A 23,532-nucleotide genomic window follows, 5' to 3' on the forward strand; every position below is an offset into this window, starting at 1 on the left:
GAGGAGCGATAATGAGTATTCCTTTCACCCGCTGGCCGGAGGAGTTTGCCCGCCGCTATCGTGAAAAAGGTTACTGGCAGGATTTGCCGCTGACCGACATTCTGACCCGTCACGCCGACAGCGACCATACGGCGGTTATTGATGGTGAATGCCATCTGAGCTATCGCCAGTTGAATCAGGCCGCTGACAATCTTGCCTGCAGTTTGCGTCGCCAGGGGATCAAACCTGGCGAAACCGCGCTGGTACAACTGGGCAATGTGGCTGAGCTGTACATCACCTTCTTTGCGCTGCTCAAGCTGGGCGTAGCTCCAGTGCTGGCCCTGTTCAGCCATCAGCGTAACGAACTCAACGCCTATGCCAAACAGATTGAGCCGGCACTGCTGATTGCCGATCGCCAGCATACGCTGTTTAGCGGCGACGATTTTCTTAACGCTTTTGTGGCCGAACACAATTCAGTGCGCGTGGTGCAACTGCGTAATGATGAGGGTGAACACAATCTGCAAACGGCGATAAACCAGCCTGCGACAGATTTTTCCGCCACGCCATCGCCTGCTGATGAGGTGGCGTACTTCCAGCTTTCTGGCGGGACGACCGGGACGCCAAAGCTGATTCCTCGCACTCATAACGATTACTACTACAGCGTGCGTCGCAGCAATGAGATTTGCCGCTTCACCGGGGAAACGCGTTATTTATGCGCAATCCCGGCGGCGCATAACTACGCCATGAGTTCGCCAGGCGCGCTGGGCGTATTCCTGGCTGGCGGCACCGTGGTGCTGGCGGCTGACCCGAGTGCCACTCTGTGTTTCCCGTTGATTGAACAGCATCAGGTTAACGCCACGGCGCTGGTGCCGCCTGCGGTGAGCCTGTGGTTGCAGGCGATTGCGGAGTGGGGCAGTAATGCGCAACTGGCTTCGCTGAAACTGCTTCAGGTCGGTGGTGCGAGACTTTCCGCCACGCTTGCGGCACGTATTCCAGCCGAGATTGGCTGCCAGTTGCAGCAGGTCTTCGGCATGGCGGAAGGGCTGGTGAACTATACCCGTCTGGACGACAGTCCTGAGCGCATCATCAATACCCAGGGTCGCCCGATGTGTCCCGATGATGAAGTCTGGGTAGCAGACGCTGACGGCAACCCTTTAGCCCGGGGAGAGACCGGACGCCTGATGACGCGTGGTCCGTACACCTTCCGCGGTTATTTCAAAAGTCCTGAGCATAATGCCAGCGCCTTTGACGCCGACGGCTTTTACTGTTCCGGCGATCTGATCGCTATCGATCCGGATGGTTACATCACCGTTCAGGGGCGTGAAAAGGATCAGATCAATCGCGGCGGGGAGAAGATCGCTGCTGAAGAGATTGAAAACCTGCTACTGCGCCATCCTATGGTGATCCATGCCGCGCTGGTCAGTATGGAAGACGAACTGATGGGTGAGAAAAGCTGTGCCTGGCTGGTGGTGAAAGAGCCGCTGCGCGCGGTGCAGGTGCGCCGTTTTCTACGCGAACAGGGCATAGCGGAATTCAAATTACCCGATCGTGTTGAGTGCGTTGAGTCATTACCGCTGACTCCAGTGGGGAAGGTAGATAAAAAACAATTACGTCAGTGGCTGGCATCACGTTCACTGGCCTGAAGGAGAAATAGAAATGGCAATTCCTAAACTGCAGGCTTATGCGCTACCAACGGCGCTCGATGTTCCGGTGAACAAAGTCGACTGGGCATTTGACCCTGAACGCGCCGCGCTGCTGATCCACGACATGCAGGATTATTTTATCGGCTTTTGGGGCGATAACTGCCCGATGATGGAGCAGGTCGTCGCGAACATCGCCGCGCTGCGCCAGTACTGCAAAGAGCATAACATTCCGGTGTATTACACCGCTCAGCCGAAAGAACAGAGTGATGAAGACCGCGCTCTGCTCAATGATATGTGGGGACCGGGCCTGACGCGTTCCCCGGAACAACAAAAGATCGTTGAGGCGCTGGCGCCGGATGAAGCGGATACCATTCTGGTGAAATGGCGTTATAGCGCATTTCATCGCTCCCCGCTGGAACAGATGCTCAAGGAAACCGGACGTAATCAACTGATCATTACCGGGGTGTATGCGCATATCGGCTGTATGACCACCGCAACGGACGCCTTCATGCGTGATATCAAGCCGTTTATGGTTGCCGATGCGCTTGCGGACTTTAGCCGTGACGAACACCTGATGTCGCTGAAATACGTGGCGGGACGTTCCGGGCGTGTGGTAATGACCCAGGAATTATTGCCGACACCGGTCCCGACCAGTAAAGATGCGTTGCGCAGCGTTATTCTGCCGTTGCTGGATGAGTCTGAAGAGCCGATGGATGACGAAAACCTGATCGACTACGGGCTGGATTCCGTGCGCATGATGGCGCTGGCGGCGCGCTGGCGTAAGGTTCATGGTGACATTGATTTCGTGATGCTGGCGAAAAAACCGACCATTGACGCATGGTGGGCACTGCTCTCCCGTGAGGTGAAGTAATGGCTGGATTTGATTTTGCCGGGAAAACCGTCTGGGTAACCGGCGCGGGTAAAGGGATTGGCTACACCACGGCGCTGGCATTTGCGAAGGCTGGTGCTGAGGTGACAGGATTCGATCGCGAATTTCCTCAGGATAACTACCCGTTTGCGACCGAAGTGCTGGATGTGGCGAATGCCGGACAGGTAGCTGATGTGTGCCAGCGCGTCCTCAAAGCGCGCGAGCGTTTGGATATTTTGGTCAATGCCGCAGGTATTTTGCGTATGGGGGCCACCGATGCGTTGAGCGCTGAGGAGTGGCAGCAGACGTTTGCGGTTAACGTTGGCGGGGCGTTCAATCTGTTTCAGCAGACGATGGCGCAGTTTCGTCGCCAGCAGGGCGGGGCGATCGTGACCGTCGCGTCGGATGCGGCGCACACGCCGCGTATCGGCATGAGTGCTTACGGCGCGTCAAAAGCCGCGTTGAAAAGTCTGGCGCTGACCGTCGGACTTGAACTGGCGGGCAGCGGTGTGCGCTGTAATGTGGTGTCGCCAGGCTCGACCGACACCGATATGCAGCGCACGCTGTGGGTTAGCGATGACGCGGAGCAACAGCGCATTCGTGGATTTGGCGAACAGTTTAAACTTGGGATTCCGCTGGGGAAAATCGCCCGGCCGCAAGAGATCACTAACACTATTTTATTCCTCGCTTCCGATCTGGCCAGTCACATTACGTTACAGGATATCGTGGTGGACGGCGGTTCCACGCTGGGGGCATGATGATGATCTGGAAGCGTCATTTAACGCTGGATGAACTCAATGCCACCAGTCAGAACACGATGGTGGCGCATTTAGGCATGGTCTACACCCGGCTGGGTGATGATGTGCTGGAAGCCGAAATGCCGGTGGATAGCCGCACGCATCAGCCATTTGGCCTGCTGCACGGCGGCGCATCCGCGGCCCTGGCGGAAACGCTGGGTTCAATGGCGGGTTATCTGATGACCCGCGACGGGCAATGCGTGGTGGGGACGGAACTCAACGCCACGCATCATCGGGCGGTATCGCAAGGGAAAGTGCGCGGCGTTTGCCAGCCGCTGCACCTTGGGCGTCAAAATCAAAGCTGGGAAATCGTCATCTTTGATGAGCAAGGTCGACGCTGCTGCACCTGCCGTTTAGGCACTGCGGTGATGGGGTGAGATCACCCGGCAAAGTAAAATGAAATTGCAGAGTTAACAGGTAAATGAAGTGATCTAGTTAACAATGCAATGTAAATACTCAGTGATACTTCGGGTTTGCATGGTTGTCAGGTTGTTAAATTCAGAAAAGATGTTATAGAAACAAAATGTAACATCTCTCTGGATCGGACAACGGATAACAACTATGAACAAATCAGGGAAGTACCTCGTCTGGACAGTGCTCTCCGTTATGGGAGCATTTGCCCTCGGCTATATCGCATTAAATCGTGGTGAACAGATCAACGCGTTGTGGATAGTCGTGGCGTCGGTCTGTGTCTACCTTATCGCTTACCGTTTCTACGGCCTGTACATCGCGAAAAATGTACTGGCGCTTGACCCGACGCGTATGACGCCAGCCGTGCGCCATAACGACGGTCTGGATTATGTTCCCACCGATAAAAAAGTGCTGTTTGGTCACCATTTTGCGGCAATTGCCGGAGCGGGTCCGTTAGTTGGACCGGTGCTGGCGGCGCAAATGGGCTATCTGCCGGGGATGATCTGGCTGCTCGCCGGGGTGGTACTGGCGGGTGCGGTGCAGGACTTCATGGTGCTGTTTGTTTCTACCCGTCGCGATGGTCGTTCCCTTGGCGAACTGGTGAAAGAAGAGATGGGCCCAACGGCGGGCGTTATTGCGCTGGTGGCCTGTTTTATGATCATGGTGATTATTCTCGCGGTACTGGCGATGATCGTCGTGAAAGCGCTGACCCACAGTCCGTGGGGAACCTACACCGTGGCGTTCACCATCCCGCTGGCGATCTTCATGGGGATTTATCTGCGCTATCTGCGCCCGGGCCGCATTGGCGAAGTGTCGGTCATCGGTCTGGTGTTCCTGGTGTTTGCCATTATTTCCGGCGGCTGGGTGGCTGAAAGCCCGACCTGGGCACCGTACTTTGACTTTACCGGCGTACAGCTGACGTGGATGCTGGTGGGCTACGGTTTTGTTGCCGCCGTCCTGCCGGTGTGGCTGCTGCTGGCCCCGCGTGATTACCTCTCTACCTTCCTGAAAATCGGCACCATCGTTGGTCTGGCGGTAGGGATTCTGATCATGCGTCCGACGCTGACCATGCCAGCGCTGACCAAGTTTGTTGACGGTACTGGCCCGGTCTGGACCGGTAACTTGTTCCCGTTCCTGTTTATTACCATTGCCTGTGGTGCGGTTTCTGGCTTCCATGCGCTGATCTCCTCCGGAACCACGCCGAAGATGCTGGCGAATGAAGGGCAGGCCTGCTTTATCGGCTACGGCGGAATGCTGATGGAATCCTTTGTCGCCATTATGGCGCTGGTTTCCGCGTGCATCATCGATCCGGGCGTGTACTTTGCGATGAACAGCCCGATGGCGGTGCTGGCTCCTGCGGGCACGGTTGACGTAGTGGCTTCTGCGGCACAGGTAGTCAGCAGTTGGGGCTTTGCCATTACGCCAGACACCCTGCATCAAATCGCCAATGAAGTGGGTGAGCAATCCATCATCTCCCGCGCAGGTGGTGCGCCGACGCTGGCCGTCGGGATGGCGTACATTCTGCATGGCGCACTGGGCGGCATGATGGATGTGGCGTTCTGGTATCACTTCGCCATTCTGTTTGAAGCGTTGTTTATTCTGACGGCGGTAGATGCCGGTACACGCGCCGCGCGCTTTATGCTGCAGGACTTGCTGGGCGTGGTATCACCGAGCCTGAAACGTACCGATTCGCTGCCTGCAAACCTGCTGGCTACAGCGCTGTGCGTGCTGGCCTGGGGTTACTTCTTACACCAGGGCGTGGTGGATCCTCTGGGTGGTATTAATACCCTGTGGCCGCTGTTTGGTATCGCTAACCAGATGCTGGCCGGTATGGCGTTGATGCTCTGTGCTGTGGTGCTGTTCAAGATGAAACGCCAGCGCTACGCATGGGTGGCGCTGGTGCCAACGGCCTGGTTGCTAATTTGTACCCTGACCGCTGGCTGGCAGAAAGCGTTTAGCCCGGATGCGAAAATCGGCTTCCTGGCTATCGCCAACAAGTTCCAGGCGATGATCGACAGCGGTAACATTCCGGCGCAATACACCCAGTCGCAGCTGACGCAACTGGTGTTTAACAACCGCCTGGATGCGGGTCTCACCATCTTCTTCATGGTCGTCGTTGTGGTGCTGGGTCTGTTCTCCATCAAAACTGCGCTGGCAGCATTGAAAGAGGACAAACCAACGTCGAAAGAGACACCGTACGAGCCGATGCCTGAGAATGTCGAAGAGATCGTGGCGCAGGCGAAAGGCGCGCACTAATCTTCTCTTAACCAACGAGCCCTCTCCTGTACGGGGAGGGCGTTTGTACGACAGGGAAACACTATGTTTGAAACACTCGCCAAAGCCGGGAAGTATTTAGGCCAAACCGCCCGATTAATGATAGGTATGCCGGATTATGACAACTATGTTGAACATATGCGCGTCACGCATCCGGACCAGACGCCAATGACCTACGAAGAATTTTTCCGTGAGCGCCAGGATGCACGATATGGCGGGAAAGGTGGCGCGAAGTGCTGTTGATTTTTTGCCGGATGGCGTTGATGCTTATCCGGCCTACCACAATGCTCTGACCGTAGGCCTGATAAGGCGAAGCCGCCATCAGGCAACCCGCACCATAATCACACCGTAAACGACTCCACCTTTTCGAATGCTGCGCGCAGTGTCTCCGGCGTTAACGTTACCGGCAGGGCGTGAATGGACTCCACCGGGCGCAGAGTGTGCGCAATCACTTTGTCGATTTCGGCGCGGTTATTGATGTCCACTTGCAGTTGAGCTAACCGGGTTGGCAGGTTGAATCGCTGATAAGCAGTAATTAACTGCGCCAGCACATCATCTTGTCCCAGCAGCGCGCTCTGCACCAGGATGCCGTACGCCACTTTGGTGCCGTGTAAAAACTTCTCGGTTTGTGGGAGGACGGTCAGGCCATTGTGAACAGAATGCGCTGCCGCCACGCGTGTGTAGCGCTCGCCCAGACCACCAACCATGCCGCCTCCGGCAATAATCGCATCTACCACATCGCAAAACGTGCGGCTTAGCGTGCCTTGTTGTTTGTCTGCCAGCGCCTGCTCGCTGCTTTCCAGCAGGACGTCGCGGATGGTCTGCGCAGCTTGAATACCCAGACGTACTGTCAATGGCAGTGTTTCCGGCTGAGGTGCGAGCACGACGGCTTCATACCACTTTGCCAGCGTGTCGCCGATCCCCGCCAGTAAGTATTCTTCTGGCGCATTGAGAACGATCCCGGGTTCGACCAGCACGAGGAAGTTCGCGTCAGCGAAAATTTCGAAATGTAGTGCCTGGCCCGCATCGTTATACCAGACGGAGAGCGGCGTCCAGGCAGCGCAGGTCGCCGCGATAGTAGGAATACCGACAAACGGCAGATCCAGACGACGGGCCAACGCTTTAGCGGTGTCGAGCAATGTACCGCCACCCACGCCAATCACCACACTGCGATCCTCTCCCGACTCTTTTGCCAGTTGAGCAACATCGGTTTCGCTGCAATGTCCCGTAAACAGCAGGCGTTTAGCCTCGGCAAGATGAAAAGCCTCTGGCAGGTAAGGGCGGGCCGCATCGATGGCGCGTTCACCATAAACCCACACGGCGCGTGAAAGTTGGTCGGCAGAGAAAAAATCGTTCAGTCTCGACAGGCTGCCAGGATGGGAAAAATAGTTGGCTGGGCCGGTGACGACGCGAATCTCGGTATTACTCATGTTGTGTTGTCCTTTTGGCTGTCCTGTCCAGGCAGGTTATTTTTATATGGACGTCTGAACGTCTTGATTGCCAAATACTAGCATCGTGCTATAGTGGCTTCAACCACAACATCACACGCTGGGATAACAATAATGAGTAATAACCCGCTGATTCCGCAAAGCAAACTGCCTAATCTGGGCACCACTATCTTCACGCAAATGAGTGCGCTGGCGCAGCAGCATCAGGCCATTAACCTCTCGCAGGGATTTCCTGATTTTGACGGTCCACTCTTTTTGCAAGAGCGTCTGGCGTATCACGTCGCGCATGGCGCAAACCAGTATGCGCCGATGACGGGCGTGCAGCCGCTGCGCGAAGCTATCGCGGATAAAACGGCAGACCTGTATGGCTATAAACCTGACGCGAATAATGAAGTGACCATCACGGCGGGGGCCACGGAAGCATTGTATGCCGCGATCACTGCGCTGGTGCGCCCAGGTGATGAGGTGATTTGTTTTGACCCGAGCTACGACAGCTATGCGCCTGCGGTTGAATTATCCGGCGGTGTGGTTAAACGTATTGCCCTGCAACCACCGGCTTTTCGCGTCGACTGGCAGGCGTTTGGTGCCTTACTCAGCGACCGTACCCGATTGGTTATCCTGAACACGCCACATAACCCTTCTGCCACTGTGTGGCATCACGCCGATTTTGACGCGCTGTGGCAGGCGATTAAAGAACGCGAGATCTTTGTCATCAGCGACGAAGTTTATGAGCATATCTGTTTCGCCAAACAGGGGCATGCCAGCGTGCTGGCACATTCAGAGCTGCGGGAACGCGCTGTTGCTGTTTCATCGTTTGGTAAGACCTACCATATGACTGGCTGGAAGGTCGGATACTGCGTTGCGCCAGCCGCCATTAGCGCTGAGCTACGAAAAGTGCACCAGTATCTGACGTTTTCCGTCAACACGCCGGCTCAGCTCGCACTGGCGGATATGCTACGAGAAGATCCGGTACACTATCGCGAACTGCCCGCCTTTTATCAGAAAAAACGCGACGTGTTGGTGAACGCACTGCGTGATAGTCGACTGGAAATTCTGCCGTGTGAAGGCACATACTTTTTACTGGTCGATTACAGCGCCGTTTCCTCGCTTAACGACGTGGAGTTTTGCCAGTGGCTGACCACTGAAGTGGGCGTGGCGGCAATTCCGCTGTCGGTGTTCTGCGCCGATCCTTTCCCGCATAAACTGATTCGCCTCTGTTTTGCCAAGCAAGAATCGACGCTGTTAGCGGCAGCCGAGCGTCTGGTTTCGTTGTAGCTATTTCACGGTCCAGGCTTTGGAGAATCGACGGTCGGCAAACAACGCTTGCAGGCCGTTAATTTGCTTCAGGCGTAACACCTCGTCGCTGTCCATACCAAGATCCTTGCCAATTCTTTCTTCACTCCATCCCAGTTGCGATAGCTCGCGGACAATCTCGGACATGGCGTGGATTTGATGACGCCCGCGAGCGCGGTTGTGGCGAATGGTTGCCGCCATACGCTCATGGCGTTCGCGTTCTAAACAGGCAACCGGCAGATATCCTTTCAGCCTGGGCCTCAGTGAGGCTTTGGCTTTACCTAACTCGTGGCGGTGGAAACCGTCGACAATTTCGTACTCTTCAGCCGTTGAGTGAACCACCACAATGGGCTGTGTAAACCCGTCAGCCTCGAGGGACTTCAGCAGCAGCTTTTTCTCCGGTGGCGCAACGTTATTGGGGTTGTAGTCATTGGGTGAAATATGATCATTTTTAACCCAAAGAACGCAATCTACGGGCTCCTCGCGAAAGGGACTGACGCTGTGTATTGCCTTTCTGAATTCATTTATGGCTTCAATTCTCTCTGGTTCTGATAAACCAGAAAGAAAGCCGAGGAGTTCCTGAGTTAATCGCTGTTGCATAAGAGTCCCCATTCCTGGCGTTTTGTTTTCATACGCTCATTGTAACGTTGATAGTTTTTGGGTTTCGTTGGACTAAATGAGAGAGCCCGGCACCAATAGTCGTTATTCAGCAGGACCTTACAGATACGCCGCCACGACGGAATATCCACTGAACCAATATCTCTTTCCTGGGTTTGTGGGATATTCTCCATGCCTTTTTTCTTATACCACTGTAAATAGACGGCGATTTTATTGCGATAATGTTCGGCGGTCGTTTCCGGCATACTCTTCAATAACAGCATGGCGTATTCCTGCCAGCTTAAATGTTCGGGTTTTAATATTTTGCGGTGACCGTAAAAATGGTTATCCTGACCAGCATATATCCCGCCACTTTTTACCCCGCTGACGCGGGAGCACATCATTGCCCAGCGTTCAGGCTCAATAACATGGTAAAGCCACAGCCCCTGGCGTTGTTCTGGTCCAAAGGGTTCGCAGATACGCATGTATCGCGTGGGAACCCCCGCCTGATACATCAGGTTGTACAGGGGATTACACGGGAGCATTGACTTCGCAAACCACGTCCAGATGTCAGCAGTTTTCCAGTCATAAATCGGATAAATATACCAGGTATGCCCACCGGGGGCGCTGGTGGTCCAGGGTTTGTCATCGGCAAAACGCTGTTTTTTCGAGTTCGCAATGGCGACAAAACGATTATATGACTCATCGGCGCGGATCCCGACCATCATGGCGGCCGGTCGTTTCTGCGAAAACCATTCAGCGAACTCACGAACAAATTGCTCGAAAGTCATACCGGGTTGATAGAAAGAGAAAAATTCGGGATCGGTAATGGCATCTGCGGGCGGTTGGCGCACCCATTGAGTACCCGGTTCCCAGCATTGCCATTCAGGCTGAAATTGTGACAGTGAATTTTGCGTCGTCAGTGGCAATGCAACCCAATAAAATTCTTCGATGATATCGGAATAACTCTCGCGTAGCGCCTGGACATAGTCGATAGTGCAGGAAAACTGAGCCTCCCAGTCGATAAATAAGACGTTTATTTTTTTCTGTAACTGGCGGGCAATGGCGGCGGTCAGATGTAACATTAACCCCGAATCTTTACCTCCAGAGAAAGAAACGCAGACACGCGGTAGAGTCTCAAGCGTCCAGGTAATGCGTTCCTGTGCTGCTTGCAGAACATTTTTATCCAACGGTATTTTATAAACAGACATATCAAATCCATATCGAATTTTTATTATTTGCAGCCATAATAAATGTCCGTAATAAGATAGGCTTTTTCTTGCGACATGCAATATTTAAATATATTCATTATTTGCATGTAATGTCACCGTTATATGTTTTGTATGAATTTAAATGCGTTATCATTAACTATCTAAAGATAGTTTGTTTATGTAATCTGCAAAGGCTTTGTTATTAAGTGATGCGCGGTTATACATGATGAATAGTTTAATTTTTGGCAATTCAAAATCGGTTTTTATTTCTTTAAAGTTCAATGCTGGTTGATAAAGTTCATAAATTTGTTTGGGGAGAAAACCAATAATATCCGTAGTGGCGATAACGTTAGCAATCGAGAGTAAGGAATCGCTACTAAAACCGACGTTATGGAATACCATCGATTCACTGACACGGGAACGATAATCTTTAATACCCTGTTCTTCAGAGGAAAAATATGTAAACTGTTCTTGTTGGATTTGTTCGAGTGTACTCGTTTCATTTATTCTGGGGTGGTTGCCGCTGCATACTAAAACACACTCAATGGTCTTAAAATGAGTGCATACAATAGACCGATTGTGGACCGGTGTTATTGAAATAACCAGATCGGCTTTACGATATGCAAGGATATTTTCAGCCGATTCTGCTGACATCAATATATCATGATGTTCAATTTCAATATCTGAGTTTTCTCTGAGGTTATTAATTAAAGATGTCACATTCAGATTGGTTGTAATTTGTGGGCTGTAGATGACGAATTTATTTTTCAGGCTGGAACCGTGCATGATATTGATGGTTTGTTCCAGATTGTTGAGATTTTTTTCAAGGTGAAGATGAAGATTTACCCCTGTGACCGTAGGCGTAATGCCTTTGCCTGAGCGAATAAACAGGGGATCGTTAAACTGTGTACGCAGTCGCTGTAATGACTGGCTGACGGCTGAAGGGGTGATATACAGTGTTGCCGCAGCTTTACTGATGCTCAAATGTTGATAAATACATTCAAAAATTACCAACAGGTTAAGATCGAATTTTTTGAGGTCATAGAGGTTAGCCATGCATACCTTCCTGTGATGGTAATGTATTGGGTAATTCAATTATTGAATAATTTAAATTCTAATCATTCTTAGAATTTATGTTTATAGCTTAATGAATGATTAACTTAAACTAAAATAACACAGATTGCTTGATAGTTAAGATAAAAATATATTTAAAAGAGTGATTGAAATGAGAACCATAACAATCACTCATTTTGTTACCTTTATTTATTCCCCATAATAATATTTAATTTTTCCTTATCGGGTAATCCCACTTCCTGTTGTAACGTATCGTCTTTGCTCATGTAGTAGATCGCGGGCGTCACATTAGCACCTAAATCATCCATGATTTTTTGGTTGATATTCAGTACCTTCATCTGTTCTGGATGGACTGAAGCCGGGATTTCCAGCTTCATTTTCCCGCCGGATGCTTCATAGTCATGCCAGGTCTTGGCCGGATCTTTGGATGCCAGGATCGCAGCAGCAGTTGCCGGGCTTTCAGGCTTGATCACGCCAACCAGCAGCGTACGCAACTGAACTTTACCGGAATCTACCCATGGGCGCGCCTGCTGCCAGAACTGTTTGCAATAAGGACAGAAGGGATCGGCAAACACGTAAACGATGACCGGGGCCTCTTTTTTCCCGTCCAGAATCCACGACGCTTTTTCCATTCGCTGCCACATCTCACGTCCGGCAGGGGCATAGATCTCTTTTTCTATGAGCGCATTACTGAGGTTTTCGCCTTTTTCATTATACATGTAGCCGGAGATGGCATGTTTACCGTCAGGCGTGACATAGATAGTGACCCCCATGTCCTGGTATTTTCCCAGATAGCCTTTCATTCCACCCGGTGCATCGAAGGGCTTCAGAATGGTAATTCCCTGTTTCTCAATGGCTTTAACAGGGGCAGGGAGCTCCTCTGCGTGCACGATAGCGGGGAGAAGAGTTAAGAGTAAGATGCGTTTAAACATTGATTTTCCTTATAAAATCAGCAGGAAAGTGGGCTTAATTGCAAAACCTATCACAGCCATAGGTAAGATCGACGGTCTGTCGATTGCCCTTTCTTTAGTTGGGTGATGTAATCCCCATCGCTGTTACGACCTTTGTTAAGGTAATGTAGAGCGCAACACATAGCCAGCTCTGCTGGCACTGACGTTACCTGCGGGTAGCTCGGGTAATGAGGCTCCCTGCAAAGGGGGCCTTTTTTACTTTTATCTTTAGGTTCACAACATGAGTTTGAGTGAGTTGTTAGTTAACGCTTATTGATTTGATAAAGGAAACGCATTAGCCCTGCGAAGAGATTTTCGTTAACTTATCTCTCAACGAAAACACGGAGGAAGTACAGATGTCTTTGATTAATACCAAAATTAAACCTTTCAAAAACCAGGCGTTCAAAAACGGTGAGTTCATCGAAGTAACCGAGAAAGATACCGAAGGTCGCTGGAGCGTCTTCTTCTTCTACCCGGCTGACTTTACTTTCGTATGCCCGACCGAACTGGGTGACGTTGCAGACCATTACGAAGAACTGCAGAAACTGGGCGTAGATGTGTATTCCGTTTCTACCGACACCCACTTCACCCACAAAGCATGGCACAGCAGCTCTGAAACCATCGCAAAAATCAAATACGCGATGATCGGCGACCCGACTGGCGCCCTGACCCGTAACTTCGACAACATGCGTGAAGATGAAGGTCTGGCTGACCGCGCAACCTTCGTTGTTGACCCGCAGGGTATCATCCAGGCAATCGAAGTTACTGCTGAAGGTATCGGCCGTGATGCGTCTGACCTGCTGCGTAAAATCAAAGCCGCACAGTACGTCGCTTCCCACCCAGGTGAAGTTTGCCCGGCGAAATGGAAAGAAGGTGAAGCAACCTTAGCGCCATCTCTGGACCTGGTTGGTAAAATCTAAGTCGCGTAGTTTGTAGGCCGGATAAACGTAGTGCATCCGGCATTCCACAGGCGCAAATTTGCGCCTGTTTCATTCCAGCACCATGACGCAAGTTGCATTAATGCAGTCCCGCAAAATCGGCTTGCATGATGATGTTTTCAGAGAGGGAAGAAGAATGCTCGACACAAATATGAAAACCCAGCTCAGGGCTTACCTTGAGAAACTGACCAAACCTGTTGAGCTGATTGCGTCGCTGGACGACAGCGCTAAATCGGCAGAAATCAAGGAACTGCTGACTGAAATTGCTGAACTGTCAGAAAAAGTCACCTTCAAAGAAGACAATACTCTGGCGGTGCGTAAGCCATCGTTCCTGATTACCAATCCCGGTTCTCACCAGGGACCGCGATTTGCCGGTTCTCCGCTGGGTCATGAGTTTACCTCTCTGGTGCTGGCGCTGTTGTGGACCGGTGGTCATCCGTCAAAAGAGGCGCAGACGTTGCTGGAGCAGATCCGCGATCTCGACGGTGATTTTGAATTTGAAACCTATTATTCACTTTCCTGCCATAACTGCCCGGACGTGGTGCAGGCGCTGAACCTGATGGCGGTGCTGAACCCACGTATCAAACATACGGCGATTGACGGCGGTACTTTCCAGAACGAAATCACCGATCGTAACGTGATGGGCGTTCCGGCGGTATTTATGAACGGCAAAGAGTTCGGTCAGGGGCGTATGACGCTGACTGAGATCGTGGCGAAAGTGGATACTGGCGCAGAAAAACGTGCGGCTGAAGAGCTGAATAAGCGCGATGCTTATGACGTATTGATTGTCGGTTCTGGTCCTGCAGGTGCGGCGGCAGCGGTGTACTCTGCACGTAAAGGCATTCGCACCGGTCTGATGGGCGAACGTTTTGGCGGTCAGGTCCTTGATACTGTTGATATTGAAAACTATATCTCAGTACCGAAAACTGAAGGTCAGAAACTGGCAGGCGCGCTGAAAGCACACGTTGATGATTATGATGTCGATGTGATTGACAGCCAGAGCGCGAGCAAACTCATTCCAGCAGCGCAGGAAGGCGGTTTGCATCAGATTGAAACGGCCTCCGGCGCGGTGCTGAAAGCACGTAGCATTATCATCGCCACCGGCGCGAAATGGCGCAACATGAACGTTCCGGGCGAAGATCAGTATCGCACCAAAGGCGTAACCTACTGCCCGCACTGTGATGGCCCGCTGTTTAAAGGCAAGCGTGTTGCGGTGATTGGCGGCGGTAACTCCGGCGTTGAAGCGGCTATCGACCTGGCAGGTATTGTTGAACATGTGACGCTGCTGGAGTTTGCTCCTGAAATGAAGGCCGACCAGGTGCTGCAGAATAAGCTTCGCAGTCTGAAAAACGTCGACATCATTCTGAATGCGCAAACGACAGAAGTGAAAGGCGATGGCAGCAAAGTTACTGGCCTGGAGTATCGTGACCGTGTGAGCGGCGATGTTCACAATGTGGAACTGGCCGGTATTTTTGTTCAGATTGGGCTGCTACCGAACACCAACTGGCTGGAAGGTGCCGTTGAACGTAACCGTATGGGTGAAATCATCATCGATGCCAAGTGCGAAACCAGCGTGAAAGGCGTTTTCGCTGCCGGTGACTGCACCACCGTACCGTATAAGCAGATTATCATCGCGACAGGTGAAGGCGCGAAGGCCTCGTTAAGTTCGTTTGATTATCTGATTCGCACGACAGTAGCATAAAAAAAGTAAGACTCACCTGCACTATAAAAACCCCTGTCAGGCGTTAACCTGGCAGGGGTTTTCTTTAGCAAATCAGTGGCTGTTAACGAACAACCAGCACAGGCAAAGTCGCGTGTCGAACAACGCTGGAAGCGTTTGAGCCGAGCAGATGGGTGCTGATTGATGGGTTACGCGACCCAATGACAACGACATCCGCATTCAACTCTTCACCCAACTCGTTGACCACGTCACGGACGCTGCCAAAGCGGACGTGTTGTTTAATACGGGAAGGATCGATGCTGAAGTGACCGACCATCGTTTGCAGACGGGTTTCCGCTTCGTGTTGCAAATGCTCTTCAAAACGACGGACATCGGCCGCAAAGCGATGCAGGCTTAAGCTCGCTGAGCCTGGCAGCACATGCAGCAGATGAATAACCCCTTTATCCTGGGCCAGAAATTCTGCATGGCGAATAGCCTTGTCGCTCAGTTCCATTTCGAATACATCAACAGGCATTATGATTGTGTTGTACATAAACATTCTCCTTGTCATTACATGAACACATAACAGCATAGTATTAAAAATGATTCTGTCAGTCACGACACAGATTTATGTTTTGCGAACAGGAAAGAAAGCGAGGAGCAGGGAGATCTAACCGGAAAGAGGATGCGGATGCATCCCCTGTAAGATAAAGCGAGTGGCTTTGATAAGACAGAGTTAGCGCAGGTAGTCGCCTGCAGCTTCAGGCTGATACTCAAGCTCGATAACTTCGAGGTGCGTTGAGGTCCCGCCTGGCAGTTCCCAATGAATGGTATCACCCACGCGTAGCCCCAGAAGTGCAGCGCCGACAGGTGCCATTACCGAAAGCTGTGTGTTGCTGTCAGTCATAGTGGCCGGATACACCAAGGTACGCACACGGACTTCGCCATCACTCAGATTGCGGAATTTCACGCGGCTGTTCATGGTCACGACGTCGTGCGGCATGGTTTCTGGAGAACACATTTGGGCACGATCCAGCTCGGCGTTCAGGGCGTCGGCAATCGGTAAACCAGCAAACGCAGGTTGCTCCAACAGGCGGTCAATGCGTTCCGCATCGAGGTCGTTAATGATGATAGTTGGTCTGGACATTTATTACTCCATGTCGTCGATACTGCGGGTGCGCAGGTAAATAATCCCAAAAGAAAACCCTCACCGTCAGGCGGCAAGGGTTTAGCTTTTATGATGATACTGAGACTTACCCCATGTTTGAAGTGATTTAGTTCACATTCAGGTAAATCATCAATATTGTCGCATATGGTGTGATTTTAGCCGAAAAACGTGATCGTTCTCCAATTTGCATTATGCTTTTTAAGCGCTCGCTGCGGGCGCGTCAAACAACTCAGTGTTCCGCGACAGGAGATCTCATGAGCCAGTACGACAAACTTACCTTGAAAGACGGCAGCTATTTGCATTTTAAAGACTGGGGAAGTGGACAACCTATTGTGTTTAGTCACGGTTGGCCGCTGACGGCAGACGCGTTTGAAGATCAGATGCTGTTCCTTGGATCGAAAGGATTTCGTGTGATCGCCCATGACAGGCGCGGACATGGGCGTTCGGCCCAACCCTGGGATGGACATCATATGGATCAGTATGCTGACGACCTGGCTGAACTTACCGCGCATCTCAATCTTAAAGATGCCGTACATGTTGGGCACTCTACCGGCGGTGGGGAAGTGGCTCGTTATATTGGCCGGCATGGGACGCAGCGGGTGGCAAAAGCGGTGTTAATTGGCGCGGTGACGCCCATCATGATCAAGACTGACTTTAACCCAAATGGCGTGCCGAAAGAGGTATTCGATGGCATCCGTGAGGGGGTTTTGAACGATCGCGCCGCCTTTTTCTATGAACTGACCGCTGCATTCTATGGCTACAACCGTCCGGGCGCAAAAGAGTCGAAAGCCGTCAGGGAAAGTTTTGTTGAACAAGGCTTACAAGGTTCCATCAAAGCGTTGTACGACTGTATACACGCGTTTTCGGAAACAGATCTGCGTGAAGACCTCAAAAAGATGACCATCCCGACGCTGGTGATCCACGGTGATGACGATCAGATTGTCCCGTTTGAAACCTGCGGAAAGGTCGCGGCGGAAATACTGCCGGACTCGCAGTTGAAGGTATATGTCGGCGGCTCGCATGGCATTTGCACCACCCATAAGCAACAGATCAACGGTGACCTGCTCAACTTTATTCAGTCGTAATCGTTGGCAGATTGTTCTACGCTGATCTTCTTTTCCCAGGGGGATGAGCGAAGCATAATTTGTGCTGCGCTGACGTTAACTTCAACAGGGAACGCTATGTATTTCTATCAACCGTCACAGGGACACGGCTTACTGCACGACCCGCTAAATGCCATCATTGGACCGCGCCCGATTGGCTGGATTGCGTCGCGTGACGGCAACGGTCGGCACAATCTGGCACCATACAGTTTCTTTAACTGTTTTAACTATCATCCGCCGATTATCGGTTTCGCCAGCAGCGGCTGGAAAGACAGCGTGCAGAATATTATCGAAACTGGTGAATTTGTCTGGAACCTGACGACTCTTGAGCTGGCCACTGCGATGAACGAAACGTCAGCCAGCTTGCCGCACGGTGAGGACGAGTTTTTTGCCGCCGGGCTTAGCAAGGCAGATAGCCGGATAGTCAACGTGCCGCGCGTGGCGCAAAGCCCGGTCAATTTTGAGTGCCGCTTATCGCAAAGCCTGCAACTGACTACCGCTGATGGCTCACCGGTTGAAACCTGGCTGGTGTTGGGGGAAGTGGTAGGCATTCACATAGATGAAACGCTCCTGGAAGACGGCATCTATCAGACGGCGAAAGCGAAGCCGGTACTACGTGCAGGTGGGCCAACAGCGTATTATTCGATCAGTGAAACACACCGTTTTGATTTAGTTCGCCCGGACGCCCGTGCAAAACGCTAAGTTTACGGACCGACGCCAGCTCGCAGCGTCGGTCACAAGTTTCAGTATCCCACTTTGTCGATAATAAACTGTTTACCGCAGCTACCTGGATGCGGTTGCGGTAAGAATGACTGGGCAGATAACGTCTGGTTGATGTTGTCGGCTTTCAGGGATAACTGGATCTCAGTGAGATACGCTGGATTGCCGTGGCAGCTTAGCTTCACCGCTTTGACGTTCTCTTTGCCCCAGCTTTTGGCAACGGCGGCGTCAAATGCGTTACGGCTGACGGTTTTGCCGTAGTTTTCCGCCAGGAATTTGCCCACCTCGCTGTTCTTAACCTCATTATTCAGCCGTACCATCGTGCCGAAGTACGCGTCGGGATCAAAACCGAAACACGCGCCATGTTTGGCATACTCGTAACGTTCCAGACAGGATCTCCCTCCAGCGCCGGGCATTACGGCGCTGAGTTTTGCCGCGCTTTCCAGCGACAGCCCGGTTTCGGGGGCCGCGCATTTACGGCTGGCGCGGGCTTCAGGCAGGTTGGGAATAGGGCGAGTCGCGCAGCCAAAACGCATCCAACGGCGATTGTCTACTCCACGGGCGGCAATGGATTTAGGCAGGCTGGGCCATAAACCGTGAACGGTCAGGAAATCCGCTTTGTCTGCGCTCTCTTTTTGCAAACGACATTCGTCAGGCTCCTGACGATTACGCTCGTGTTGGCTCTGACAAAATCCGGTTTGCCAGGAGAGAGCCAGCACGTAGCTGTCAAAATCAGCGTACTGTTTTGCCTGAAGTTCATCGGCCTGAGCTGCAGAAACTGGCAGCAGGAGTGCTGCCAGCAACGAAGAATAACGCCATGTTGATGTCATGATGATTTCGGACACTTATATAAATTCTGAATATCATCTATTTAATCATAAAAAATGCCAGTCAGGTTTAGCTGACTGGCATCATTTTCATCAGGCGTGAACAGGAATGATTAGCTCCACATTGCCAGAATTGGCCAACCGACCAGCAGAAGCATAGCGATGTAGATAACGCCGAAGATAGCACCCAGACGCCAGTAGTCTTTGGACTTCACATAACCACAGCCGTAGATGATAACGCCTGGGCCTGTTGCATATGGAGTCAGACAGCCCATGATACCGATGGACAGTACCAGCAGGATACACAGGTGTTCCATCGGCACGCCCGGGATACCTTTACCGACGGCCAGAATAACCGGCAGCATGGTGGCGGTGTGAGCGGAAAGGCTGGCAAACAGGTAGTGAGCAAAGTAGAACACCAGCACCAGAACGATCACGGTCGCGTTAGGCGAGAAGCCTTCCAGGTGCGTGCTCATAGTGTTGGCGAACCAGTCGATGAAGCCTGAACGGGTTAAACCATTCGCCATAACGACCAGCGTGGCGAGGTTAACCAGAGTGTTCCATGCGCTGTTATAACGGGTAATGTCTTTCCACGGTACAACGTGCAGCGCCAGCATCAGGGAGACAGCCAGCAGGCCCACTGCGGTTGCATCAATCAGTTTACCACCGAAGACCCACAGGCCCAGGCTGAGCAGTACCAGACCGATCAGCGTTATCTCTTTACGGGTAAGTTTACCCATGCCTTTCAGTTCATCACCGGCCCAAGCGGCAACTTCAGCACTGTGAGTAACTTCTGGTTTGTACAGAACGTATGACAGCCACGGAGCAACGATCAGCAAAATAATACCGACCGGCAGGAAGCTGAGGAACCACTGCAACCAGCTGATTTGAATACCGGCAATTTTGTTGACGAATTCCAGTCCCAGTACGTTTGGCGCAGCGCCGGTCACGAACATCGAGGAGCTCAGGCTGGTACTGATGACCATCATCCACATCAAATATCCACCGATACGGCGCGCGGAAGGATCGTTCGGGAATGATTTAAACAGCGGCGGCAGGTTTTTGATAACCGGGAATACGGTGCCACCGGTACGCGCGGTGTTAGATGGAGTAAACGGTGCCAGCAGAATGTCGATGATAACAATCGCATAGCCCAGCGTCAGGGTACGTTTACCCATGAATTTCACCAGGAACAGCGCGATACGACGACCCAGACCGGTGACTTCATAACCCAGTGCGAAGATAAACGCACCAAACACCAACCACACGGTGGTGCTGGAGAAGCCAGCCAGACCCCATTTCAGCGCTTGCTTACCCGCTTTAAACGCCGGGTCGGCCAGTTCTGAAGCATCAAACAGCAGATAGTTGCTGCCGATAACGCAGATCGTTACGGCGATAAAGCTGATCGCTGTTGCCGGAATTGGCTCCAGGATCATACCGACGATCATCGCCACAAACACGGCAAAGTAGTGCCAGGCCTGTGGAGGCATTCCATCAGGGACGGGGATAAGAAACATGACACCCATGACGACCAGGGGGGCCAATAACTTCCATATTTTATCTTTTGCTAAAGACATGTGTGTGATTCTCCGGAAAGGATCTTTAATTGTGATAATGATGAACTTGTGAAATCTGAGCTAAGAACCAGGTGACGATCAGCAGATCGGCGCAGCCTCCGGGACTGAGGTTGCGTTCAATGCACTGTTGGTCGAACTGGTGTAGATATTCGAGATCGGCAGGGGTACGAATCCCCCCTTGCTGCATCAGGGCGGTGGCCTGCTGCTGTAGCCAACGCAGACCTTCTGCGCCGCCACGTGAAGCCACGTTGGTGTCGCCGTTGATAGACATCAGCAGCAATAATGTGTCGAGTAACGCCAGTTCAGGGTCGCGGCCCTGAGTCAGCAGTGCGCGGTAGTGCGGCAGGGCATGTTGGATGACTAGCGGATATCCCGCTTCGGCTTCGCCCCGTGCGCCGGTTAATCCCAATTGCTGATAAAGACGTTGGCCAGCCGTGAGTTGTTGATTGTTCTGGCGCAGTTCGCGCTCGGTCAGGCCACGGCAAAATGTTGCTGCCGTAGAGCAAATGGTTTCAGCGGTAACAGTGAGTTGGAGCTGGTGCAGGCGGCCAATGGCGGCGCACAGCAGTCCCAGTGAAAAGATGCTCCCTTTATGGGTGTTCACCCCGGCGGTGGCGCGGAACATATCGGCTTCGCAGGCCATGCCCAGCGGGCGCAGTCCTTTCAATACATCTTCAGGCGACAGCTGTGCGCTAAACGCCCCATATTCAATAAAACGTGGCAGCCACGACTGAATCGCTTCAGCGCTGCGATGAAAATCTTCCAGCGCCATATCTTTATGCGCGCCGTTGTTAATACGATCTACCAGACCGGGTTTGGGCGACAGGTTGACTTCAGTCAACATGGCGCGCCACGCAAGCGTTGCGTAAGCATCAGGCAGATCCAGAGGAAGGACTGCGTTATTGGTTGATGTTGCGGGAATCGGCATCATGCAGCAGTGCCTCCATCTGAGTGAGTAAGTCGGAAAGCGCGTGGGTTTTACCCCGCGCACAGTCGGCAGCACTTTGCTCGCACAGCAGACAGCGGCGGGCAGGGAGTGCGAAATGACGCCGGGACAGAATTTCCCCTTCAGGGGTCAGGACATCGATGTCCCATAGCCGTCCCAGCGGGTGTGAATGCTCAAGTTCAATGGTGGCGAGCTTGAGGTCGTGGGCCGGAGCCTCAATCGACAAAAGACCTTCTGGACCGCTGGCAGAAACCAGCGCTGTTTGCTCCCTGACAATCCAGGTGGATTGTTCCGCCAACGCGAGCAAGGCGGTTACGCCGTGATTAAAGATACGACGGGTTAATTCGCTGTCTTTAATCGGTCCCGGTGCGACGACGGTAAACGAGACCAGCGGCGCAGAGTGGCGTGTCAGCCACTCCTGTTGCCTTGCCTGTCTCTCATCGCGGCTGGCGAGCAGCTCGGGAATGGAAACCGCGTGTTGGGTGGCGTATTCAGGGAGCAGGTGCATGGTTTATTCCTTCACCTGATGCACAACGTCAATCACTGAACCATCGCGGTAACGCACAACGGCAATCACGCGGTCAGTGAATTCGATAGCGCGTGGCTGACCGGTGAGCTGCTGTGCACGTTCGCGCAGCCATTCAATGGACACCACTTTCATACCGGCTTCTTTCAGACGTTCTGCCAGTTCCGGACGTGCAGGGTTGACGGCGATACCGTGGTCGGTGACCAGAATGTCAACACTGGAGCCTGGGGTTACGCAGGTCAGCACGTTATCAACCAGGGTCGGGATGCGTCCGCGAACCAGCGGCGCGACGATGATAGACAGCGCAGCGGCAACCGCGGTATCGCAGTGACCACCGGATGCGCCGCGCAGTACGCCGTCTGAACCGGTCAGTACGTTAACGTTGAAGCTGGTATCAACTTCCAGCGCGCTGAGCACCACGACGTCCAGACGATCGACGGATGCGCCTTTTGAGCCCCAGTTGGCATACTGGTTGGCACTGATCTCAATGTGGTTTGGATTGCGGGCCAGCGATTCTGCGGCGTTACGGTCAAAACTCTGAACGTCCAGCAGTTTGCGAATCAGGCCTTTTTCGTGCAGGTCAACGATGGTAGCGGTAATGCCGCCCAGCGCGAAGTCGGCACGGATATCGCGGCTGCGCATTTTGTCTTCCAGGAAACGCGTAACGGCCAGAGAGGCGCCGCCGGTTCCTGTCTGCAGTGAGAAGCCTTCGTTGAAGTAGCCGGAATTAGCAATGACCTCAGCCGCGCTACGGGCGATTAACAGTTCACGCGGGTTGGTGGTCATGCGGGTCGCATCGGCACCAATTTTGTCCGCATCGCCGACCTGATCGATCTGCACGATCAGATCTACCTGATCCTGCGTAATGCTGGCCGGGTTATGCGGATAGGTCAGCAGCTGTTCAGTCAGCAGGACAACCTGTTTCGCATTTTCGGCGTCTACGCGGGCATAGCCCAGTGAGCCGCAGCACGCTTTACCGGTATAACCGTTGGCGTTGCCAAACTGGTCGCAGGACGGCACGCCGAGGAACGCCACATCAATGCTGAGCTCGCCACTTTGCACCAGGTGCACACGGCCACCGTGGGAGTGAATTTGTACCGGTTCGGCTAGCAGGCCACGTGAGATTTCTTCCGCCAGCGGGCCACGCAGACCGGAGGTATAAATGCGGCTAACCACGCCCTGACGGATGTGCTCAACCAGCGGAGCATGGCAGTCGCTCAGAGAGCTGGAGGCCAGCGTCAGATTTTTAAAGCCCATATTGGCGATGGCGTCCATCACCAGGTTAATCGTCAGATCGCCACCACGAAAAGCGTGGTGGAAAGAGATAGTCATACCATCCTGTAAACCTGAACGACGAATAGCGTCTTCCAGGTTAGTGCACAGCTTTTTGTCGCGCGGTTTTTGCGCCTGCAATTCTACTTTTGCGGTGCTCTGATAAGCGGAAAGCTCACTTTCTGCATGACGGCTCCAGGTCGCCACGCGATCCTGGCGTTGAGACTGTTCGATTTTCTGCGTCATTTTT

The 23,532-nt window shown here is 52.6% G+C and carries 23 protein-coding genes; 11 read left to right on the forward strand and 12 right to left on the reverse strand.

The annotated features are described in order from the left end of the window. Positions 1-11 precede the first annotated feature (11 nt). The 6 genes from entE (at position 12) to OGY33_RS03455 (ending at position 6,215) form a co-directional block, all read left to right on the forward strand. On the forward strand, positions 12-1,622 hold the full coding sequence (gene entE / locus OGY33_RS03430) for a (2,3-dihydroxybenzoyl)adenylate synthase EntE (protein WP_149607464.1): 1,611 nt from the start codon (positions 12-14) through the stop codon (positions 1,620-1,622). A 13-nt stretch (positions 1,623-1,635) separates the two neighbouring features. Then, positions 1,636-2,493 carry an isochorismatase gene (locus OGY33_RS03435; RefSeq protein WP_003831197.1) on the forward strand — a complete coding sequence of 286 codons (858 nt, stop codon included), beginning with the start codon at positions 1,636-1,638 and terminating at the stop codon, positions 2,491-2,493. Beyond that, the gene (gene entA, locus OGY33_RS03440) at positions 2,493-3,248 is read left to right on the forward strand and encodes a 2,3-dihydro-2,3-dihydroxybenzoate dehydrogenase EntA (protein WP_136391616.1); all 756 of its coding nucleotides are present in this window, start codon (positions 2,493-2,495) and stop codon (positions 3,246-3,248) included. Before OGY33_RS03435 ends, entA begins: the two co-directional genes overlap by 1 nt. A gap of 2 nt (positions 3,249-3,250) precedes the next feature. Beyond that, positions 3,251-3,664: a proofreading thioesterase EntH gene (entH, locus tag OGY33_RS03445; RefSeq protein WP_003022055.1), complete on the forward strand. Its 414-nt coding sequence runs from the start codon at positions 3,251-3,253 to the stop codon at positions 3,662-3,664. 184 nt (positions 3,665-3,848) lie between these two features. Beyond that, positions 3,849-5,954, forward strand: coding sequence for a pyruvate/proton symporter CstA (cstA, locus tag OGY33_RS03450; RefSeq protein WP_008784063.1), 2,106 nt, complete (start codon positions 3,849-3,851; stop codon positions 5,952-5,954). A gap of 63 nt (positions 5,955-6,017) precedes the next feature. Beyond that, positions 6,018-6,215 carry a YbdD/YjiX family protein gene (locus OGY33_RS03455; protein ID WP_008784064.1) on the forward strand — a complete coding sequence of 66 codons (198 nt, stop codon included), beginning with the start codon at positions 6,018-6,020 and terminating at the stop codon, positions 6,213-6,215. 98 nt (positions 6,216-6,313) lie between these two features. On the opposite strand, the gene OGY33_RS03460 is transcribed toward OGY33_RS03455, so the two are convergent. Continuing rightward, positions 6,314-7,402, reverse strand: a complete 1,089-nt coding sequence (locus tag OGY33_RS03460; RefSeq protein WP_191238764.1) for an oxidoreductase — start codon at positions 7,400-7,402, stop codon at positions 6,314-6,316. A gap of 132 nt (positions 7,403-7,534) precedes the next feature. Between OGY33_RS03460 and OGY33_RS03465 the strand changes: the two genes are divergently transcribed. Next, on the forward strand, positions 7,535-8,695 hold the full coding sequence (locus OGY33_RS03465; RefSeq protein WP_048214709.1) for a pyridoxal phosphate-dependent aminotransferase: 1,161 nt from the start codon (positions 7,535-7,537) through the stop codon (positions 8,693-8,695). Here the strand turns inward: OGY33_RS03465 and OGY33_RS03470 are convergent, their stop codons facing one another. The 4 genes from OGY33_RS03470 to dsbG all read right to left on the reverse strand — a co-directional run bounded on the left by OGY33_RS03470 (position 8,696) and on the right by dsbG (position 12,527). Beyond that, on the reverse strand, positions 8,696-9,313 hold the full coding sequence (locus tag OGY33_RS03470) for an IbrB-like domain-containing protein (RefSeq protein WP_032942666.1): 618 nt from the start codon (positions 9,311-9,313) through the stop codon (positions 8,696-8,698). Then, positions 9,298-10,521: a phosphoadenosine phosphosulfate reductase gene (locus OGY33_RS03475; protein WP_048214708.1), complete on the reverse strand. Its 1,224-nt coding sequence runs from the start codon at positions 10,519-10,521 to the stop codon at positions 9,298-9,300. Before OGY33_RS03475 ends, OGY33_RS03470 begins: the two co-directional genes overlap by 16 nt. A gap of 153 nt (positions 10,522-10,674) precedes the next feature. Further along, entirely contained in the window at positions 10,675-11,577 is a 903-nt protein-coding gene (gene citR / locus OGY33_RS03480; protein ID WP_048214707.1) for a DNA-binding transcriptional repressor CitR, read from the reverse strand. A 203-nt stretch (positions 11,578-11,780) separates the two neighbouring features. Further along, a complete protein-coding gene (gene dsbG / locus OGY33_RS03485) occupies positions 11,781-12,527 on the reverse strand; it encodes a thiol:disulfide interchange protein DsbG (RefSeq protein ID WP_191238763.1) in 747 nt (248 codons plus the stop codon). A 374-nt stretch (positions 12,528-12,901) separates the two neighbouring features. Between dsbG and ahpC the strand changes: the two genes are divergently transcribed. Together ahpC and ahpF are read left to right on the forward strand one after the other, a co-directional pair. Beyond that, positions 12,902-13,465 carry an alkyl hydroperoxide reductase subunit C gene (ahpC, locus tag OGY33_RS03490; protein WP_002894394.1) on the forward strand — a complete coding sequence of 188 codons (564 nt, stop codon included), beginning with the start codon at positions 12,902-12,904 and terminating at the stop codon, positions 13,463-13,465. Positions 13,466-13,619: 154 nt separating this feature from the next. Then, positions 13,620-15,185: an alkyl hydroperoxide reductase subunit F gene (ahpF, locus tag OGY33_RS03495; RefSeq protein ID WP_191238762.1), complete on the forward strand. Its 1,566-nt coding sequence runs from the start codon at positions 13,620-13,622 to the stop codon at positions 15,183-15,185. 82 nt (positions 15,186-15,267) lie between these two features. On the opposite strand, the gene uspG is transcribed toward ahpF, so the two are convergent. Together uspG and rnk are read right to left on the reverse strand one after the other, a co-directional pair. Next, a complete protein-coding gene (gene uspG, locus OGY33_RS03500) occupies positions 15,268-15,696 on the reverse strand; it encodes a universal stress protein UspG (RefSeq protein WP_003022101.1) in 429 nt (142 codons plus the stop codon). Positions 15,697-15,879: 183 nt separating this feature from the next. Then, positions 15,880-16,290 carry a nucleoside diphosphate kinase regulator gene (gene rnk, locus OGY33_RS03505; RefSeq protein WP_003831264.1) on the reverse strand — a complete coding sequence of 137 codons (411 nt, stop codon included), beginning with the start codon at positions 16,288-16,290 and terminating at the stop codon, positions 15,880-15,882. Between the two features lie 275 nt (positions 16,291-16,565). Here rnk and OGY33_RS03510 point away from each other — a divergent pair, with 275 nt between their 5' ends. Both OGY33_RS03510 and OGY33_RS03515 read left to right on the forward strand, forming a co-directional pair. Then, positions 16,566-17,396 carry an alpha/beta fold hydrolase gene (locus OGY33_RS03510; protein ID WP_048214704.1) on the forward strand — a complete coding sequence of 277 codons (831 nt, stop codon included), beginning with the start codon at positions 16,566-16,568 and terminating at the stop codon, positions 17,394-17,396. Between the two features lie 96 nt (positions 17,397-17,492). Next, positions 17,493-18,116 carry a flavin reductase family protein gene (locus tag OGY33_RS03515; RefSeq protein WP_191238761.1) on the forward strand — a complete coding sequence of 208 codons (624 nt, stop codon included), beginning with the start codon at positions 17,493-17,495 and terminating at the stop codon, positions 18,114-18,116. Between the two features lie 41 nt (positions 18,117-18,157). Here OGY33_RS03515 and rna read toward each other — a convergent pair whose 3' ends face one another. From rna to citF, 5 genes are all read right to left on the reverse strand, one after another. After that, positions 18,158-18,964 carry a ribonuclease I gene (gene rna, locus OGY33_RS03520; RefSeq protein ID WP_003835606.1) on the reverse strand — a complete coding sequence of 269 codons (807 nt, stop codon included), beginning with the start codon at positions 18,962-18,964 and terminating at the stop codon, positions 18,158-18,160. A gap of 110 nt (positions 18,965-19,074) precedes the next feature. After that, positions 19,075-20,538: a citrate/succinate antiporter CitT gene (citT, locus tag OGY33_RS03525; RefSeq protein ID WP_003831271.1), complete on the reverse strand. Its 1,464-nt coding sequence runs from the start codon at positions 20,536-20,538 to the stop codon at positions 19,075-19,077. Positions 20,539-20,563: 25 nt separating this feature from the next. Then, positions 20,564-21,469, reverse strand: coding sequence for a triphosphoribosyl-dephospho-CoA synthase CitG (gene citG, locus OGY33_RS03530; protein ID WP_003831272.1), 906 nt, complete (start codon positions 21,467-21,469; stop codon positions 20,564-20,566). After that, complete coding sequence (citX, locus tag OGY33_RS03535) at positions 21,438-21,992, reverse strand: citrate lyase holo-[acyl-carrier protein] synthase (RefSeq protein WP_071445765.1); 555 nt, start codon at positions 21,990-21,992, stop codon at positions 21,438-21,440. Before citX ends, citG begins: the two co-directional genes overlap by 32 nt. A gap of 3 nt (positions 21,993-21,995) precedes the next feature. Beyond that, positions 21,996-23,528, reverse strand: coding sequence for a citrate lyase subunit alpha (citF, locus tag OGY33_RS03540; RefSeq protein WP_003831274.1), 1,533 nt, complete (start codon positions 23,526-23,528; stop codon positions 21,996-21,998). Positions 23,529-23,532 lie beyond the last annotated feature (4 nt).

The sequence above is a fragment of the Citrobacter sp. Cpo032 genome (assembly GCF_030332975.1).
In the GTDB taxonomy this organism is placed as follows: Bacteria; Pseudomonadota; Gammaproteobacteria; order Enterobacterales; family Enterobacteriaceae; genus Citrobacter; species Citrobacter portucalensis.